The 17838-nt window shown below is 60.4% G+C and carries 14 protein-coding genes and 2 tRNA genes; 7 read left to right on the top strand and 9 right to left on the bottom strand.

The window, feature by feature from the left end; translation table 11 throughout:
- Positions 1–132 precede the first annotated feature (132 nt).
- Complete coding sequence (locus BRA49_RS07230) at positions 133–588, bottom strand: class I SAM-dependent methyltransferase (protein ID WP_292384736.1); 456 nt, start codon at positions 586–588, stop codon at positions 133–135.
- 383 nt (positions 589–971) lie between these two features.
- Between BRA49_RS07230 and BRA49_RS07225 the strand changes: the two genes are divergently transcribed.
- Both BRA49_RS07225 and BRA49_RS07220 read left to right on the top strand, forming a co-directional pair.
- The gene (locus BRA49_RS07225; RefSeq protein WP_292384734.1) at positions 972–1904 is read left to right on the top strand and encodes an RNA-guided endonuclease InsQ/TnpB family protein; all 933 of its coding nucleotides are present in this window, start codon (positions 972–974) and stop codon (positions 1902–1904) included.
- Entirely contained in the window at positions 1877–2143 is a 267-nt protein-coding gene (locus BRA49_RS07220) for a zinc ribbon domain-containing protein (protein ID WP_292384731.1), read from the top strand. The genes BRA49_RS07225 and BRA49_RS07220 overlap by 28 nt, the downstream gene beginning before the upstream one ends.
- Before the next feature lie 36 nt (positions 2144–2179).
- Here the strand turns inward: BRA49_RS07220 and BRA49_RS07215 are convergent, their stop codons facing one another.
- The 3 genes from BRA49_RS07215 to BRA49_RS07205 all read right to left on the bottom strand — a co-directional run bounded on the left by BRA49_RS07215 (position 2180) and on the right by BRA49_RS07205 (position 7812).
- Positions 2180–3358, bottom strand: coding sequence for an ATP-binding protein (locus BRA49_RS07215; protein WP_292384729.1), 1179 nt, complete (start codon positions 3356–3358; stop codon positions 2180–2182).
- A gap of 214 nt (positions 3359–3572) precedes the next feature.
- Positions 3573–4823: a PAS domain-containing sensor histidine kinase gene (locus tag BRA49_RS07210; RefSeq protein WP_292384728.1), complete on the bottom strand. Its 1251-nt coding sequence runs from the start codon at positions 4821–4823 to the stop codon at positions 3573–3575.
- A 13-nt stretch (positions 4824–4836) separates the two neighbouring features.
- Positions 4837–7812 carry a chemotaxis protein CheB gene (locus BRA49_RS07205; protein ID WP_292384726.1) on the bottom strand — a complete coding sequence of 992 codons (2976 nt, stop codon included), beginning with the start codon at positions 7810–7812 and terminating at the stop codon, positions 4837–4839.
- Positions 7813–8300: 488 nt separating this feature from the next.
- Here BRA49_RS07205 and BRA49_RS07200 point away from each other — a divergent pair, with 488 nt between their 5' ends.
- Entirely contained in the window at positions 8301–9506 is a 1206-nt protein-coding gene (locus BRA49_RS07200; protein WP_292384724.1) for an MFS transporter, read from the top strand.
- A gap of 84 nt (positions 9507–9590) precedes the next feature.
- Here the strand turns inward: BRA49_RS07200 and BRA49_RS07195 are convergent, their stop codons facing one another.
- The 3 genes from BRA49_RS07195 to BRA49_RS07185 form a co-directional block, all read right to left on the bottom strand.
- Entirely contained in the window at positions 9591–10853 is a 1263-nt protein-coding gene (locus BRA49_RS07195; RefSeq protein ID WP_292384722.1) for an McrC family protein, read from the bottom strand.
- Between the two features lie 264 nt (positions 10854–11117).
- Positions 11118–12326, bottom strand: coding sequence for a multidrug effflux MFS transporter (locus tag BRA49_RS07190; protein WP_292384720.1), 1209 nt, complete (start codon positions 12324–12326; stop codon positions 11118–11120).
- 36 nt (positions 12327–12362) lie between these two features.
- A tRNA-Glu gene (locus BRA49_RS07185) sits at positions 12363–12437 on the bottom strand.
- Between the two features lie 185 nt (positions 12438–12622).
- Between BRA49_RS07185 and BRA49_RS07180 the strand changes: the two genes are divergently transcribed.
- Positions 12623–13738, top strand: a complete 1116-nt coding sequence (locus BRA49_RS07180) for an OBG GTPase family GTP-binding protein (protein WP_292384718.1) — start codon at positions 12623–12625, stop codon at positions 13736–13738.
- Here BRA49_RS07180 and BRA49_RS07175 read toward each other — a convergent pair.
- Positions 13725–14840, bottom strand: coding sequence for a tRNA (guanine(10)-N(2))-dimethyltransferase (locus BRA49_RS07175; RefSeq protein WP_292384716.1), 1116 nt, complete (start codon positions 14838–14840; stop codon positions 13725–13727). The genes BRA49_RS07180 and BRA49_RS07175 overlap by 14 nt on opposite strands.
- Positions 14841–14910: 70 nt before the next feature.
- Between BRA49_RS07175 and BRA49_RS07170 the strand changes: the two genes are divergently transcribed.
- The 3 genes from BRA49_RS07170 (at position 14911) to BRA49_RS07160 (ending at position 17169) form a co-directional block, all read left to right on the top strand.
- Positions 14911–14985: transfer RNA gene (locus BRA49_RS07170), tRNA-Arg, on the top strand.
- A gap of 73 nt (positions 14986–15058) precedes the next feature.
- Positions 15059–15898, top strand: a complete 840-nt coding sequence (locus BRA49_RS07165; protein WP_292384715.1) for a geranylgeranylglycerol-phosphate geranylgeranyltransferase — start codon at positions 15059–15061, stop codon at positions 15896–15898.
- Between the two features lie 860 nt (positions 15899–16758).
- A complete protein-coding gene (locus tag BRA49_RS07160; protein ID WP_292384714.1) occupies positions 16759–17169 on the top strand; it encodes a polymer-forming cytoskeletal protein in 411 nt (136 codons plus the stop codon).
- Here BRA49_RS07160 and BRA49_RS07155 read toward each other — a convergent pair.
- The gene (locus tag BRA49_RS07155) at positions 17134–17838 is read right to left on the bottom strand and encodes a DUF116 domain-containing protein (RefSeq protein ID WP_292384713.1); all 705 of its coding nucleotides are present in this window, start codon (positions 17836–17838) and stop codon (positions 17134–17136) included. The genes BRA49_RS07160 and BRA49_RS07155 overlap by 36 nt on opposite strands.

Genomic DNA, 17838 nt, shown 5'->3' with positions numbered 1-17838 from the left:
CGGGCGGGTGAGTTCTTTCAGGGGTGTGCAGTCTGGAAGGTCGTGCAGGGATCCGCTTTCGTCAGATCGCCGTTTATATCCGCTCAATCAGGAACCGACCCGAGAACAGGGCCAGTCAACAGCCCGGCCCCGTCAACTCTGCATCGCTCTCGATATTGATGAGAGCCAGGCGCGGTGCCCGTCGATCCGGCTCTCGAAGATCGCCGGTCTGATATAATTGATGGACCATCCTGCCCGGAAGGTATCCCGTATCTCTCTCTGTGTGATCCTCCCCGGAAGAGGGTATTCGCCGGGCTCCAGGTCGCTGAAGCAGAGCATGAGGTATCTCCCGCCCGGTTTCAGGACGGCTGCAAGATTTTTCACGAAGGCCGGCCGGTCTTCGCCGGAGGGGGTATGGAAGAGCCCGGAGTCGATGGCGGTATCGAACTTCCTCTTGAGCCTGGAGAGGGCCAGTGCGTTCAGGACAAGAAATTGCACCTGGAGCCCTCTTCCGGCAGCTTTCTTCGTTGCCTTCCGGATCGCAAGAGAGGCGGTGGCGATCCCCACCGCTTCGTGCCCTTTTTCGGCAAAAAACCGCATGATACCCATTGGGCAGCATGCATACCGGATGAAAATATCTGGGGGGCATTTTCATACGAAAGAGGGCATGCTCTCCCGTTCCGCATCCTCAGATCCCGGGGAGGGTGGAACCGGCGGGCTCGCTCCCCCGAGGTTTTGCCGGTCGCCGGGGCTCTCTGGTTGTTCGGTGTTCGATCGATTCGCAGAGAACGTGCGGTTGCCGCTTAACTTGCGGGGTTGAAGGGGCGGAGCGGGAAGTCCCCACCCAACAGGTGTGGGGATGAAAGCGGAGCCCCTTCTTCACTTTCACCCCGCATGGATCGAGTATATCGTGTCTCTGACGAATTCTTCTATTGTCTATGCTTATCTCCTACAAGTATCGAGCATATCCGGATGCAACCGTAGAACCACGATTGCATGCCGCACTCGATACCTGTCGGTGGCTCTACAACACACTCCTCGAAGAATGTAACACCGCCCGGGAGAACGGGTTCACGCCGACGATGCGGGGATCGCAGGCGCGGATCGTCACGCTAAAGGACGAGAATCCTGCATTGAAAGAGGTCTACTCAAAAGTGCTCCAGATGGTGAACTATACCCTCTGGAGCAACATCCGTGCCCTTTCACAGTCGAAGAAGAAGGGACGGAAGATCGGTAAACTCCGGTTCAAGAGTGCATTCCGGTATCGGACGCTCACCTACAACCAGTCGGGGTTCAAGATTGACCGTGAACACAGCGCGATTACGTTCTCGAAGATCGGAACCGTTCTGTTCACCATGCACCGACCCTACACCGTTCCGGTGAAAGGCGTCCTGATCACCCGTTCCGGTGATAGATGGTATGTGATCATTCAAGCGGAACAAGAAGTTTCCCGGTCGAAGCGCGAGGGGCGGTCTGCCGGTATCGATCTCGGTCTGAACGCATTTGCCGTCGATAGCGACGGTGCAGTGATCGAGAATCCCCGGTTCTATGAGCACTCGCTTGACCGAATCAAGAAGATCCAGCAGAGCATTGCCCGAAAGCAACGGTTCTCGCGGAACTGGACAAAGGCGAAAAGCAGACTGGAGAAGGTCTATGAACATATCACGAACCAGAAGAACGATTTCCTGCACAAACTTTCCCGGCAGTACGTTGACACCTATGCAACGATCTGTGTCGAAGACCTGAATATCAAGTATCTCAAGGAGAACAGCAAATCTCGCGGACTCCGCAGGAGTATCCACAGTGCATCGTGGGGACGATTCTTTTCGTATCTTTCGTACAAGCTGCAAGTGCTGGTACGAACTTCATTCAGATCGATCCCCGTGATACGACGCAGATGTGCGCGAACTGTGGAAGCATCGTGAAGAAGAGTCTCTCCGAGAGAGTCCATGAATGCCCGTACTGCGGGTTCGTTGCCGATCGAGACTACAATGCTGCGGTGAATATTCACCGCGTGGGGATGGAACAGCCCTTTGAGCCTGTGGAAATGCAGAGCATTTCCCTGTCAGGGAAATCTTCGATTTCCCGTGCTGTGGAGACGATACCTCTACGTCACACCTCTGTGGCGCAAGTATTATCCATGAAGCAGGAAGCCCCGCCCTGAAGGGCGGGGTAGTTCACGTGTATCCATCTTCCCCGATCACTCCAGATACGGGACGATCGGCTCCAGGTCCCGGTAGCCGATGAGCCGTCCTGCCGCCCGGCGCTGGGACTGGTCGCCTCCGTAGACCACGAACGACCGATCCGGGGTGTTACCGGAGAGTCCGTTCCAGTAGGTTACCTCTTTAAAGAAGTCGGAACTTACCGTTCGGCCCGACTTGATCTCGACCGGGATGGGGTCCCACCCCGCATACTCGATGATGCAGTCGATCTCGTGCCCGAGTTTGTCCCGCCAGAAATAGAGGTTGGACTCTCTGCCCCGGTTGAACCGGAACTTCAGGAACTCCGTTATGATGAGCGATTCAAAGAGCCCGCCCTTGAGGGAATGGTAACTGAGGTCGTCGGCACTCTGGATCCCGGCCAGGTGTGCGGCAAGGCCGGGGTCCGTGAAGTAAAGTTTCGGCATCTTTACGAGCCGCTTGTTGAAGTTTTTGTGGTGGGGCCGGATCAGGGCGATCACGAGCGACGTCTCAAGAAGGGATAACCACTCTTTCGCCGTGTTGTGGGTGATGCCGCAGTCGTTCGCGAGGGACGAGTAGTTCACCACCTGGCCGGACCGGTAGGCACACATCTTCATGAACGTCTGGAACGTCGAGAGGTTCTGCACCTGCTTGAGAAGGCGGAGATCGCGCTCGAGGTAGGTCTGGATATACGATGCATAGAAGTCTGTCGGGCGAATGCCGCTGCTGTAGGGACGGGGGAAGAGGCCGGCGTAGAGGAGGTCCTCGTACCGTTCGGGCTCAATCCCGGCACGGGCAAGTTCCCTCATCGAGAGGGGGAGGAGTTTGACGATCCCGACCCGACCGGCGAGCGACTGGGATATCCTCTCCATCATCAGGAAGTTCTGGGACCCGGTGAGGATGAACTGCCCCGGCCTCTGGTTTATATCAAGGACGCCCTGGAGGTACGAAAAGAGTTCAGGGACTCTCTGCACCTCATCGAGGATCGCTCCGGTCTTCTCGTACTGCGCAAGAAAACTGCGCGGGTCCTCTTCGGCAAAGGCCCGGGTGTCGGGATCTTCCAGTAGGACATAGGGCAATTGTGGGAATACTGACCTGACGAGCGTCGTCTTTCCCGACTGGCGGGGGCCGATCACGGCCACTGCCGGAAACCCGAGGGCGAGCGACCGGATCTTCTCCTCCGCCTCTCGCTGGATCATTCTCCGCACCTGGCTGGACATATTGTAAATACGATTTACAATCTGTCCACATAAATGTGCTTCGGCGAGAGTCAATGTTGAACTACCGTTGAGTGAGTCGAGCATCCCTTGTAAGACCCGGGTGATGTGGTCGTCCGGACGATCAGAGCACCTGCCGCCACCTGACCGGATCGGAGTACCGCAGAGGTGCTCTTCGTCGACAACCCCTCCCGCTCTACGCACCGTTCCCGGCTTTCCTGAGCGTGAACCGGAACGCCGCTCCCTCTTCCGGTCTGCCCGGCACCCGATCCTCGACCCGGACCGTGCCGCCGTAACGTGTAACAAGTGTCCGGACGATGAAAAGCCCGAGCCCCTCGCCTTTCCCCCTGGCCATGCCCCTCTCAAACCGGGTGAAGAGGGTGCGCTTCACTGCGTCGGGGATGCCCGGGCCGGTATCCTCGACCGAGACCAGCACCTCGCCGTCCCGCTCCCCGACCCGTACGGTGATCCCGGCGTCGGAGCCGCCGAACTTGACGGCGTTGCCGATGAGGTTATTGAAGACGGTCGAGAGGAGACCGTCCGCCAGGACCTCGACCGGAAGGCCAACATAGCGGATCGATGCCCGGGGGAAGGTGGCGATCTCGGTCCGGATGACCGCATCAAGGTCCACCGGCGCCAGGTGAACGGATTCTTCCTGAGTTCGCCGGATAGTGGCGACGTTCTTGAGGATCTCGTTGCTCCGCTCGATACTCTCATGCAGCTTCACCGCATACGCCTTCAGGTCTCCTTCTGCAAGGTCGATCAGGAGGTCTGCATACATGCTCGAGACGTTGTTCGCGTTCCGGACATCGTGGGTCATGATGTCGAGGTAGAGGTGCGCCTCGTTGCGTGCCGCTTCGACCTCAGCGTTGAGCCGGATGAGGTCGTCGGTCCGGCGCATAAGCGCTTCTTCCGCCTGTTTTCGCCCGGTAATATCGATAAGAGCGGCCCGGAGCGTCTGCCCCTCGCTGACCTTCCCCTCAACGAGGACCCAGGCGGACTCATGTTCCCGCGTCGCCCTGAGCCGCACCACGATCGTCTCTTTCCCCTCGGTCGCGAGCACACGGTCACGGAAGATGATAAAGTCCCGGATACTCTCCCGTTCCAGGAAGTACTGGAATCGCTGGTTCGTGAGGGACGCCCGGGGCTCCCCGAGCATTGAAGCGGCCATCAGGTTTGCTTCATGGATCCGGCCGTCCGCATCCAGGGTAATGTAGCCGATAGGGGCAAAGTCGTAGAGGTCGCGGTACTTCTCTTCGGAGATCTGCAGGTTGTACTGCAGCTCCCGTAACGCCTCGTTCTGGAGTTCGAGCTCGACCTGGTGCACCTCGAGATCGTGACAGAGTCTCCGCAGGTCCTGCTCTGGAAGGTGAGCGGCGTGTCCTCTCTTCTGCGCTTCATCCTCGGCGCGTTGCCGAAGATCCGGGTCCCGGTCAGGATCCTGCATGATACTGGTACCGTTATTCTGCGGTGGTCTCACCGCAGTTCTCTGGTCTCAACCGATCGGTGACGTCCTCGATGGCGAGCAGGATCAGGTCGGGTCCTGTTTCGGAAGCGATCCGCCGTGCGTTGAGGAGCATCCTCTTCTGCCCGATCTCCGGGAAGTCGTGATTCATTTCGAACCCTTCAAATTGCACCTTCTCCGGGAGGATCTCCTCGAGCAGCCGGCGCAGGTCGGGGATATCCCACTGTCCGTTCCCCAGCGTGTAGAGGAGTTCCCCTTCGGTCTCGCCGGGCGTGGCCCGGAACATCTGGTAGAAGGACCGGTTCGCTGAGACGACCCGGAGATCGGGGTCGAGGACGACAAGCGGCTCCCAGATCGTCGCGATGATGTTTTCCGCATAGGTGCGGGCGTTTCTGAGCGACTGCTCGAGGTTTTTGATCTGCGTGATCTCAACGAACGTGATGACCACCCCGTCGATCTGGTTGGTCGCCGTCCGGTAGGGCAGGATCCGCATCTGGAACCACCGCCCGACCGTCGTCTGCACCTGCTTTTCCAGGGGCAGCAGGGTATCGAGCACCTCCCTGACATCCTCGACGAGCGGCTCGCCCCGGAGGCCGACGGCGAGATCGGTGACCGGCCGGTCGAAGTCGGTCGATCGCAGGTTGATGATCTCCGTGACGGCCCTGGTGAACCGGCGCACCCGGAGATTGTTATCCAGGAAGAGCATAGGAATCCCGGTGCCCCGGAGGAGGTTCTGCAGGTCGTCGGTCGTCATGGAGAGCTCGTCGATCTTGGTCTGGAGTTCGGTGTTCACCGTGAGGAGCTCCTCGTTGAGCGACTGGAGTTCCTCTTTGGAGGTGGTCAGCTCCTCGTTCGTCGACTGGAGCTCTTCGTTCATCGACTGGAGCTCCTCGTTCATCGATTTCTCCTCCTCCTGCGAGGCCTGCATCTCTTCGATGGTGCTCTGGAGGTGTGCCCTGGCTTCGGCGAGGTTCCGCTCGAGTTCGGCGCACCGGGCATCGTCCCGCACCTCCCCCGGCGCCTCACGGACCCGATTCGTCTCCGTCTCCACGATATCCTCAAAGGCGATCAGGAAGAGGTCTTCCGCTCCGGAAGGCCGCTCGATTGGTGCGACGGTCAGGCGGATCTCCTGAACATCGCCGTTGGTCTTCACGGAGACAGGTTCTGTTACGATCCCTTTCTTCTCCTGCCGCGCGGAGCGGAGAGCCGCAATCAGCGGGTAGCTAAGTCCTTCCCGGACCATTGCGTGGATGTTCAGGTTTGCCCTGCCCGGGGAGGGCTCCAGGTACTTCCCTGTCTTGCTGTGGATGTACAGGATGTCCCCGTTCTCGTTGACGATCACCGCAGGCGGGGCAAACCGATCGAGCAGCGCCCGTGGTGCGATCTCGTCGACAGGGGTGGGGCGTCTCCGGGTGCCGGGGGTGCCGGTCGGTTGCGGGGTGAAGGAGATGGGAATATCGATCCGGTCGATGAGAGGGGCGGACGCCTCCCGGCGCCGGAAGATCTTCTGCCTGCCGTCGATGGTCTTGAAGAGCTCGCCGTAGCCGCCGATCGTCTCTGCCGGTCCGAGGAAGAGCACCCCGCCGGGTTTGAGCGTGTAGTGGAAGACGGGGATGAGCTTCTCCTGCAGTTCCCCGGAGAGGTAGATGAGCAGGTTTCGGCAGCAGAGGATGTCGAGGTGGATGAACGGGGGAGATGTGATGAGGTTCTGCCGGGCGAAGACGATAGTCTCACGGATCTCCTGGCGGATCCGGTAGTGCTCGTCTTCTTTGACAAAGTAGCGTTCCAGGCGTTCCGATGAGACATCTGCTGCGATGGAGGCGACGTACCGGCCTTGCCGGGCAACCTCGATAGCCTCCGGGTCAAGATCGGTTGCGAAGATCTGGTAGCGGATCTCTCCGTAGCGGTTCAGGTTGCCCAGGCACTCCCGGAGCACGATCGCCATGGTGTAGGCCTCCTCCCCGGTGGAGCACCCCGCAACCCAGACCCGGATCACGCTCCGCTCCGGGGCGCTGCGGACGAGCTCGTGGATCGCCTTCTCCTGCAGGACCCCCCATGCTTCGGGGTCGCGGAAGAACCGGGTCACGCCGATGAGCAGTTCCTTTGCCAGGATATCAATCTCCTGTGGGTTCTCCTGGAGATAGCGGGCGTAATCCTCGATCCGGGTCAGCTGGTGCAGCCCCATCCGGCGTTCGATACGGCGCCGGATCGTGCTCTGCTTGTACATCGAGAAGTCCTGGCCGGTCCGGGTTCGGATGAGGATGAAGATCTTCTGCAGCCCGCTTACTGCCGTTTCCGTCGGGACTGCCGGTTCCCGGGCGATGGTATCTGCAGAGCGGATGTAGGTCAGGAGCAGGTGCGGAAGCTCGGTTGCCGGAGCGACGTAGTCGGCAAGCCCGGTGGCAATGGCGTTCTCCGGCATGCTCCCGTACGGCGCGGAGGAGGGCTCCTGTACCAGCACCGTCCCCGTTCGCTCTTTGATGGCCCGGATCCCCTGGGTTCCGTCCTGACCCATCCCGGAGAGAACGATGCCGACTGCTTTGCCGTCCTGGTCTTCGGCGAGATGCCGGAAGAAGAGGTCGATGGGCGTCCGGCTCGTCCGTGTCGCCACCGGCTCCAGGAGGGCGAGGGTGCCGTGCAGGATAGAGAGGTCGGCGTTCGCCGGTTTGACGTAGACGGCGTTCGGCCTGACTGCCGTGCCGTCCTCGGCCCACGTCACCGGCATCGCCGTCACCCGCTGGATGAGTTCCGGGAGCATGCCTTTATGGCTCGGATCCATGTGCGTGACCAGCACGAATGCCATCCCGGTATCCGCCGGCATATGCGTGAAGAACTCTTCGAGTGCCTCAAGCCCGCCAGCGGATGCTCCTATCCCGACGATGGCGCGGGGAGCCCCGGGGGCCGGCACCGTGGCAGTTTCGCCACGCGTATCCTCTTTTTTCTGTGAATTGTCCGTTTCTCCGTCGTTCATGCCCAGTCTCCTCTCTGCAGGCGGCCCGCCTTTCCGTTGCCGGCCACAACCGCCGGCGGGGTTCTCGGAACGGTCTTCTCCCGGCATCGCCGGAAAGCTGCGCAGATCCATACCCCTGCGGCGCGCCCGGGTTATGCATGCGCCATGCTAGCAACGGCCGACCCCGCCTGAAGATCTCCGGATAGCAGGGGGAAGCAACGGAATGTATTAATTTATTGTGGTTTTGTTCGAAAGGTAATCAATGCTTCTCCGAGAGTTTCACGATCCTGCCGGTTTGCCGTCGGTTCATCAGGATCATGAAGCAGTTTCCGCCGTTCCCGGTTGCCCGTGGGAGGGTTCTCCTGTGGATGCCCGGCCACGGGGCCGTCGTTTGGCGCCGGACGGGGGGGCTGTGCCGCGCTCGGTGGCAGGTTCTTGCACGGGTGAGACCCGTCTCCGATACGATCGCTGTCTATATGTCCATCTAAAGCTAACCCGAGATAAGAACCATGGTCGGGCACCATTCCGCACCGGACGCAATGTACGGTCTCTTTCTGATCGGGTTCTTTGCAATCTTCTCGACGACCATCTCGAAGAACCCGGTGCTGCCCCTCTTCTCTCAGGCCCTGGGTGCCGGCGATGCGGTCATCGGTCTCGTTGCGGCAGTCTCCCCGCTCGCCGGTATCCTCTTCTCGTTCCCGGTGGGGGTCCTCTCGGATCACCTGGGGAAGAGGAGGCTGCTCATCGCATCCGGAGCGGTATTCCTCTCGGCGCCTCTGCTCTACCTCTTCATCACCGACCCGCTCTGGCTGATCCCGGTCCGGTTCTTCCACGGGATGGCAACCGCAATCCTCGGGCCGGTGATCGCTGCGATGATTGCAGTACGGTTTCCCGGGAAGAAGGGGGAGGTGCTCGGGCAGTATTCTTCCGCAACGCTGATCGGGAGGACCCTTGCCCCGCTCGTCGGCGGGGCTATCATATCGTTCTTCATCGTTTACCCCGGAATTATCCCTTATCGGATGGTCTACCTCACTGCGGCGATTGCCGCAGTGCCGGCAGTTATCCTGATCCTGCTCTACCGGGAGGATACTCCGGGCCCCCTGAAGGTCCTCCCGTTCTCGGCGTTTCGCAGAAGCTTTGTAACGTTCTTCACGAACCGGAGACTGCGGGCAACGGCACTCGTGGATATGGCGACCTACTTTGCCTTCGGGGCGTTCGAGACGTTCCTGCCGCTCGTCTTGCTCTCCCGGGGGATGGGTGCGTACCAGGCGGGGATCCTATTCGCTGCCCAGACGCTGATCATCGCGGTGTCGAAACCAGTCTTCGGCAGGCTCGCCGACCAGGTCGACAAACGTCTCCAGATCGTCGTAGGACTCTTCATCCTGGGGGGCTCGGTTGCCGTTATCCCGTTTGCATCGACGTTTACGACGTTTCTCCTCATAAGTTCCCTTCTCGCTCTGGGTATGTCGCTCTCTACGGTTGCGACCAGTGCATACGTCGCAGACGTTGCAGAAAAAGAGCAGATGGGGGCCTCGATGGGGGCGTTGTCGTCGATCATGGACATCGGGCACTCGGCAGGGCCCCTGATTACCGGGATCATTGTTGCCGCCGCCGGGTTTGGCCCGGGATTCTTCGTGAGTTTCCTGATCGCTACAGCAGTCTGCGGGATCTTTGTGCTGTCCGTCCGGGAGCCGGCACCGCAAGCGGAGAACTGATACCGTTAGCGAGTCAACTACCCCGCCCTGACGGGGGCTGCTGTCTATTGACCCCTTACAGCACAGCGATGTGATGTAGCGGCGTCATTTCCGCTTTACGGGCATGCTCATGGCAAGGTGATTACACCTATGCGTTAGCTCTGCCGCTCCCCCTGTCGCCAGGGGATTCTGCTTCGCGATAAGGGGCCTGACAATCTCCCGGATTTCGCTATGGAACGCTTCCCATCCCTCCCGACGGTTGAGGTCGTGGGAGAGTCGGATAGCCCGGATCATGAGCAAAATGTCCACGTCCATCCCCTCCAGAGAGCGCACTGTGAGGAAGAAGTCCTGCTTCTGCTTGAGGAGTACTTCCGGATAGAGGAGCATACATCTCCTGGCGTTTGTCTTCGCTGCATATGCATACATCTGATAGAGATCTGCCTGTAAGATGCCTGCTTTCCGATCGGCCGTGTCCAGCTGCTTATACTTGGTATCGATGACGGCCTCGATCTGCGGGCACCCGACGATGATATCCGGCCTCATGCTGAAGAGTTCAGCCCCGTTCGCATCCCTGGCAAGCCTGCCCACGGTTGCCTGCGATCTGACCGGCACATTCCGCCCGAAGAAGTAGGCCGGGTCTTCTGCAAGGACTGTACCGATAAACTCTTCAAACAGCCTCTCCATCGGGATCAGCAGAGAGAATGATTCGACTTCTGAAGCCTGCAGGGTGAGGGAAGAGTTCGAGAGGAATATCCTGCACATCCGGATATAGGGCTCGAAGATGCGGTTGAGACGGGAGTATGCGATGCGATCGATCTCTGCTACGCAGATCGGTGTCAGCGTCACCGGCTCGAGGAGGTTGACGATCGCGCCGAGCAGCCGGATCGTCGTAAAGTCAGAGGCTGTCCTCGACATCAGATAACAGGTATACTTGAAGGTTCGGTTCAGGAGACTGTCGGCCGAGAGCTCGTGATACCGGCAGGGAATGATATGCATGCGAGCAGGGTTTATGTGGTGCCGGAAGTCTATCCGCCCCCGGATTACATGGAGTTCATCTGAGCTCCGGATGTACTCTCTTCTCAGCGAGTTCTTTATCGTAGTCAGCAGGTTCTTTGCGAAGAGGCGGATGAAAACCTCGAAGAGGTCCATCTTCCTGAGATCGAGGCCTACCTGGTCCAGTTCGGTGATGGGGACGTTTCCCGTATGGGAGAGCATCTTGAGGAGGTTTCCTGCAACCGTGGCTCTCTGTTCCTGGTAGATATCACACGCACAGAGTTTGGGAAAGATCTGGACGGTAAAACGTCCTTCTGTTCTCGATCTCCTTAGATGCAAATGTATTTCCCAGCATCTCAACGGTTGTATTCTCACGCTTTGCTATCGCTTCAAGCAACTGGAGAACTGTTTATCAATATCCCGGCCCATGAAAAACCCCTTTCAGAAACTCGGCTTCACGCGGCATTAATTTTGCCAGTTGCTTTTTTGGCAATCTTCTCCGGAATCGGTCCTCCTACAGAGGCTCTGCCGTCCCGGGAGCTGCGATGACCGAGATGCCTTCAGCAGTGGGGATATTCTGAGGGCTCATCCGAGGATATCAAACCAGGATAACTCGGGAGCCGCGAAGGACGCCTCCCTTCAGCACCTCACCACCTCCCTTCTCCCGATCGCCGCCCACCCTGCGAGGCACACCGCCCCGACGGCCACGTTGATCGCGCCGAGGGCAAAAGCAAGGCTGCTTCCGCCGAGGAAGACGAGGACCATCCCGGCGCTGCCGAAGACGAGGCTTGAGCAGTTGATCAGGGCGGCGGCAGAGCCGGTGTCCTCCTTCTGCTGGTCGAGCATCAGGAATGCACCCGGCGGGCGCACAGCGCTCCCCATCAAGGACGCCGGGAAGAGAGCGAGGGCAAAGATGAGAGGCCCCAGGTTCCAGAAGAAGCAGACGATCAGGCCTGCCGCAATCATGACGGCAAACCCGGCCCCGACGATTGCCCTGCGGCTGAAGTTCCGGGAGAGCCGGAGGTAGAGGAGCGGGCCCGCAATCAGGGCGACGGCATTGATGGCAAAGTAGAGGCTGTACCCCTGCTCCGAGAGCCCGAACCCCTCCTGGTAGATGTACGACGAGGCGGAGACGAACGCAAGCGATGCGGTGCTCACGAGCGAGAAGACGATGAGGAGCGAGGTGAAGCCGGGGTTTTTGAGCACGACGCCGAGCCGGCGAACGGACTGCGCCACGGTGCCGGCATACCGAGAGGGAATGGTCTCCTGGAGGAGAAGACCGCCGGCCATCGAGACGACCCCGATGAGAGCGAGTGCCACGAAGAGGCCCCGCCACGATGTGTAGGGGAGCATGAACGCGCCGAGGACCGGGGCGACGGCGGGCGAGATGACGACCATCGACTGGACGAGCGCGAGGACCGACTCACGCTTTCTCCCGTCGTAGACGTCTTTTACCATCGCGGTCGCGACCGCGGAGGCCGCGCTCCCCCCGGCGGCCTGAAGGATGCGGAAGACGATCAGATGCCAGATCGCTCCCGACGCGGCGCACCCGAGACTTGCGGCGATGTAGAGGGCGAGCCCCGCGAGCAGGACGGGTCTGCGGCCGTATTTATCGGAGAGCGGCCCCCAGAAGAGGAGGCCGAGGCTGAAGAAGATGAAGAAGAGGATCAGGGTCAGGTTGGTGAGGGTCGCGGAGACGCCGAAGTAATCCCCCATGCCGGGAAGGGCGGGGAGGTAGAGGTCGGTCGAGAGCGGGACGAAGGCGGAGAGGAGAGCGATCAGAATGATCAGGCCCTTATCGCCAAGATATCGCTGAGTTTTAACGTCTTGGTCGGGGGATTGGTCCATGGGAATGTCTCGGAAGTGAAGTCTGGAAAAACGGAATGCTGCTATGGGGATTCGAACCCCAGTCGCAGGAGTGAGAGTCCTGCATGATTGGCCGGTCTACACTATAGCAGCGCGCACCAACGTGCTCTAAATAGTTAGATACATTTTTATTTAAGTCTTTCTCATGTCCCCCACCCTCCGGTCCTGCCGCTAACCCGGCAATCGGAGTCATTTCCTGGCTCAAATTTCCTCCCGGCACGATGATTTCCATCATAGACATCAATAAGTAGCTGCCACACATATCTGTACCGGCAGCAATGAGCAGTGTCGAAGAGCAGATACGAGAACTTGAGGACGAGCTCAAGAATACCCCGTACAACAAGGCGACCTCCAAGCACATCGGCCGCCTCAAGGCAAAAATTGCAAAAATTCGTGATGAAGCGGTAGCCCGGGCCATGGCCTCCTCCGGGGGGGGCGAAGGTTACTCCGTGAAGAAGTCGGGAGACGCCACCGTCGTCCTGGTCGGCTTCCCGTCAGTTGGAAAAAGTACGCTGCTCAACAGGCTCACCGGCTCGGATATCAGCGAGACGGCTGCCTATGCTTTCACGACCGTCTCCGTCATCCCGGGCGCAATGGAGCACCGGGGCGCAAAGATCCAGATCCTGGATATCCCCGGCCTGATCGCCGGTGCGGCTATGGGCAAGGGCCGCGGGAAAGAGGTGATCGCCGTTGTCCGGAGCGCCGACCTGATCCTGGTCCTGGTCGACGTCTTCAACGAGAAGCACGTGGATGTCCTTCTCCGCGAGCTCCACGACGCCGGCATTCGGATCAACCGGCCAAAACCCGATATCACCATAAAGAAGGCGGGATGCGGCGGTATCAGGCTGAACACCGTCGGCGCCGTCGACCTCGATCTCGAGGATATCCGCGCAATCCTCGCAGAGAACAAGATCGTCAATGCCGATGTCCTGATCCGCAACGGCGTCACCCAGGACGACTTCATCGACGCGATGATCGGCAACCGGGTCTACGTCCCTGCGTTCATCGCGGTCAACAAGGTGGACCTGGTCGACCAGAAGACGCGGACGGAGATCGAGGGAGAACTGACCGAACGGTTCGACGAAGCCCCGATCATGGTGTCGGCGCACAGCGGCTACCGCATCGAAGACCTCAAAGACGCCATATTCGATAACCTGGGGTTCATGCGGGTCTACTTAAAACCGGTCGGCGGCCCCGCGGATATGGACGAGCCGCTGATCATCCGGAGCCCGGCGACGGTTGAGGACGTCTGCAACCGCCTTCACCGGGACTTCGCGGACAAGTTCCGGTACGCAAAGGTCTGGGGGAACTCGGCCAAGCACGACGCGCAGCGCGTCGGCCTCACTCACAAACTCGAGGACCAGGACATCCTCACCGTCGTCACCCGCCGCTGATCACGCTTTCGAGGACCGGGAGCGGCGCGTCGGTCTTGAGGGCGGTCCCTGAGTAGTGCGCGCGGCTCGCCTGGTAGCCGAGCGTGTGTAACCGCTCGATGACAGTCCCGATCCCGCCGGGAGAGACCCGCAACGCTTTTGCAATAATGTGGTAGTCGTAGTGGCTTGAGGTCTCCAGCTCCTGACGGCAGGTATCGAGCAGCCGCGCGATCCGCGCCCCGGTCCCGGCCGTGACCCCCGGTAATGCCTCCTGCATCAGAGAGAGCGTCGCGTCGTCCTCTATCCTCCCTGTCCAGAGCGGGCCGACCGGGACGAGGTCTGCGCCGCAGAGGGGGCACGCCTCGGGTTCCGGGAGCATCCCGGTCCTCTCCGAACGATAGAGGCAGTGCGGACACTGCATCACGTAGCCTATCCGCGCAAGCGTCCGGTCGGCCGCCGCTGCCCCGTACCGGATACGGAGGTGCAGGCGGTGAAAGTGTTCGTGCGCGTAGCAGAAGAGGGGCTCGAAGCCACGGTCGTACTTGATCACCTCGCGTGCAACAAACCCGAGTAGCGTCCGGAGGCCGACCTCGGCGTGATACTCGGTGTTCCGGGGACGGGAGAAGTAGCGGCGCATGCCGGCTTTCAGGTGCGCCCCGCAGAGGGGCGCGGTGTCGGTGGCGGTGACGAAGAGATACTTCACAGCGCTCCGTGCCGCGGAATCGACGAACGGTGCCGGCGTCCCGAAGGGGTCGAGGTCGACCGCATCGAACCTTCTTGCGCTCATCAGCGCGTTTGCATCTTCCCTGGTGACCTCGGCGGCAAGACCCAGCGTCTCTACGTTCTGCCGGATCAGATCGACCGCCTTGACGTTACGGTCGTTGATCGTCACCGGTATACCGACTTCGTGCGCCACCCGGAGCCCCCGGACGCCGGATGCCCCCATTGCGTCGAGATAACCCTCCGGCCGGAGGACGGAGAGCAGGAGGATGGTAGCGTCACGGTTCAACTCCATGCGCGAGTTATAAAAGACCGGACCGCTTCCCGGCGGGAACTGGAGGTGAGGATCCTGTATGGGCACGAAGAACCGGGTTTTTCCTTCCGTAACCGCAACAACATCCATGCTTCCGGAAAAGGTGGATGCTCGATACCCTTATACCTTCTCATGAGTAATACTTTTACTCCGATAGTATGGGCTTGTGGCCTAGTCCGGACATGGCGTCAGCCTCCTAAGCTGAATGTCGGGGGTTCAAATCCCCCCAAGCCCGTCGTTTTTCCAAATCCCATCCTGATAGACCATCGGGTTATTTATCGTCCGCCTGAGAACCTAACCCTTCGAGAATGAGCGCTTCCGCCTTCGTCAGGATCACCCGCCCGCACAACGCCGTCGTTGCCGGCCTTACCGCGCTCGTCGGGTACCTTATCGCCACGGGCACCCTCACGCCGCCGTCGCTCCTGCTCGCCGCGGTCGTCGCGCTCATCACTGCCGGCGGGAACGTGATCAACGACATCTGCGACGTCGAGATTGACCGGATCAACCGGCCCGAGCGGCCCATACCGGCAGGAGAGATCAGCCTTGCCGGTGCAGGGGCGTATACGGCGGCGCTCTTTGCCGGCGGAATCGCGCTCGCCGCGCTGACGACGACGCTCTGCTTCGCGATCGCCCTCGCCAACTCGATCATTCTCATCGCATACGCCACCCGGCTGAAGGGGATCCCGGTCCTCGGCAACCTGGCCGTCGCCTACCTGGCTGCCAGCGTCTTCCTCTTCGGCGGAGCGTTCGCGGGCGTCGGGGGGCTCGTCCAGAACCTCTCGCTCGCGGCGATCACGTTCCTTGCCACCATAGCACGGGAGATCTTGAAGGATGCAGAGGACGTGGACGGGGATGCGGCGGGAGGCGCACACACGCTTCCCATGATCATCGGCGTCCGGCGGACGGGAATACTCGCGTTCGCCTGCGCCTGCGGCGCCGTCGCGGCGAGCGTCCTCCCCGTCGGCGACTGGTGGAGCCCCTTCTACCTCGCCGCCATTGCGGTTGTGGATGCCGTCATCCTCTTCGGGGCCTCCCGGGGCCTTTCATGCACGACACCGGGGTGTGTCCGGGAGTCCCGGGCGACGTCGATCCTGCGGACCGGGATGTTCGTCGCGCTCGCGGTCTTTGCGGTTGCCGCGGTGATATAACCACGGGAGCCTCAGTGGCTCACTACTGGAGCATTGCACCTTAATTTTCGTCAGGTTGGTACCTCTCGCGTTGCCGCGAAGATCTCGAGGTTGCTCTGTCCTGGGACAGAGAGCTGTATGGGTACCCACCTGCGGGGAGGGGGAGACCCCCTCCCCGCTCCCCTCGAAGACCTTCGGGTGGGGGCTTTCGATAGAGCCTTACGCGATAGAGACAGGGGAGGGGACAAACCCCCTCAAAGCCAAACGGCTTATCATGCTCCGTTCCTGCCGGAACATCGCACTCCCCGTCAGCCCCTCGCACCTAACGGTGCTCATGCTCCCGGCCCGGAACCCTTTGGGTTTCTCCAGCTCCGGAATCGAAGCCTGAGGATTTCTCCTGCTCCGTTCGCACCTGACGGTGCTCATGCTCCGGCCCCGAAAACGCTTCGCGTTTTCTCAAGCTCTGGTCCTTCGGACCATCGCACCCTTCGGCCCGTCGCATTCCGCTGGAACGTCGCACCCGTCGGCCCGTCGCACTCCCCCAATGGCGATAGCCTCCACGGTCCACCAGACGGGATGATACGGGAAATGGGTGGAGCCCCAACTCGCTCCCTGGGGCTCGTCTTTCCCCTGGACTGCGCACCTGACGGTGCTCGAACTCCGCCTGCCCGGGGGGCACGCGTCACCTATCGCCACGCATTGCTCCGCGAGGCCGGGTTGCCGGGCTGTGGTCGGTGCAGGAATTTTCTAGGCTTTAGCCAGCGGGTGAGTACCTGGCGAATATGGGCCGGCAAAAACAGATGCAGCTCTGCAATCTTCGGATAAACCTACTGATAATTTTATCTGGTTTCGGACCGACCTGTTATCCGGAAGAGATCTTCATGAAAGTTTACCGGCACGGGGACACATACATAGCACCGAAAGGTTCCTTTTTTGACGGAAACGTGAAGGTAGACGGGAATTTCATCACTCCTCCGGAGACGCATATCTGGGGCAATGTAGTAGTTGCCGGCTGTCTCGAACTCGGGTCGGGTTCAACGGTCGGCGGTTTCATCGAGGCGGAGAGCATCGTTGTCGGACACGATGCGAAGATAAAAGGGCCACTCCGGATCAAAGGAACCGCCACCATCTGCGATAACGCGTCTCTCCATTCCATCCAGGCCGGGGGAAACATCACTCTCCGGCCCGGGGTCAGGGTCGGCGACGTGAACAGCGCCGAGACAATCTATGTCTACGGCAAGGTCACCAGCGAGCGGTTATTCGGCAGGGCCGTGAAGGTCTACGGGAACTGACGGGTGCTCGAGGCCGAGCAGGGCGACATCCCTCACCCCGTTCCAGTCCGCTATCGTCTCCACGCACCCGTCTTTGACGTTCACGACACCGATGGCGATAATCCCCACCCGGTCGCACATATCGATCCCGTCCTTCACCTCCATGAGACAGCCGACGCCGATGAGCGCCTGCGGATGATACTTCTTGACCATTCGCTTGATGAACGTCGAGCCCGGGACGATGAAGACGCGGTAGCCGACACCCTCCAGCCACTCCGCGTTCTCTCCAACGGAGCAGCGTCCACAACGCCGGCATTTCAGGCCTTCCGGCGTCAGGTGCGCCGGACACTGTGCCGACCGCAGGCACTGGGGCAGGAAGACCGCCCGCTGCTCAACCGGTGTCTCGGCGAAGGCCTTGGTGTTCATGGTGTTCCTGAGCGTTATGAAGAACGTGACGAGGTCTTTGTCGTCCAGCCCCAGGAGTTTGCAGAACGCCTTCACGAGCCCTTCCAGGAGGACCATGCCGGGTATCAGGATCCGGGGGAGGTAGAACTTCCCTCTGGTGATCGAGGCGGTGGCGATGATTGCGAGGGCTATTGCCGCAATCAGCATGCCGAGGATGAGAAAGAACGTGACTTCCCCGACGATGGTCATCAACTGAATCCAGATCCCAGAGTCGAAGAACCCCAT

The sequence above is a fragment of the Methanoculleus sp. UBA430 genome (assembly GCF_002506585.1).
GTDB lineage: Archaea > Halobacteriota > Methanomicrobia > Methanomicrobiales > Methanoculleaceae > Methanoculleus.
The sequence above is the reverse complement of the archived record's forward strand: the minus strand, read 5'-3'. Positions and strand labels throughout refer to the sequence as shown.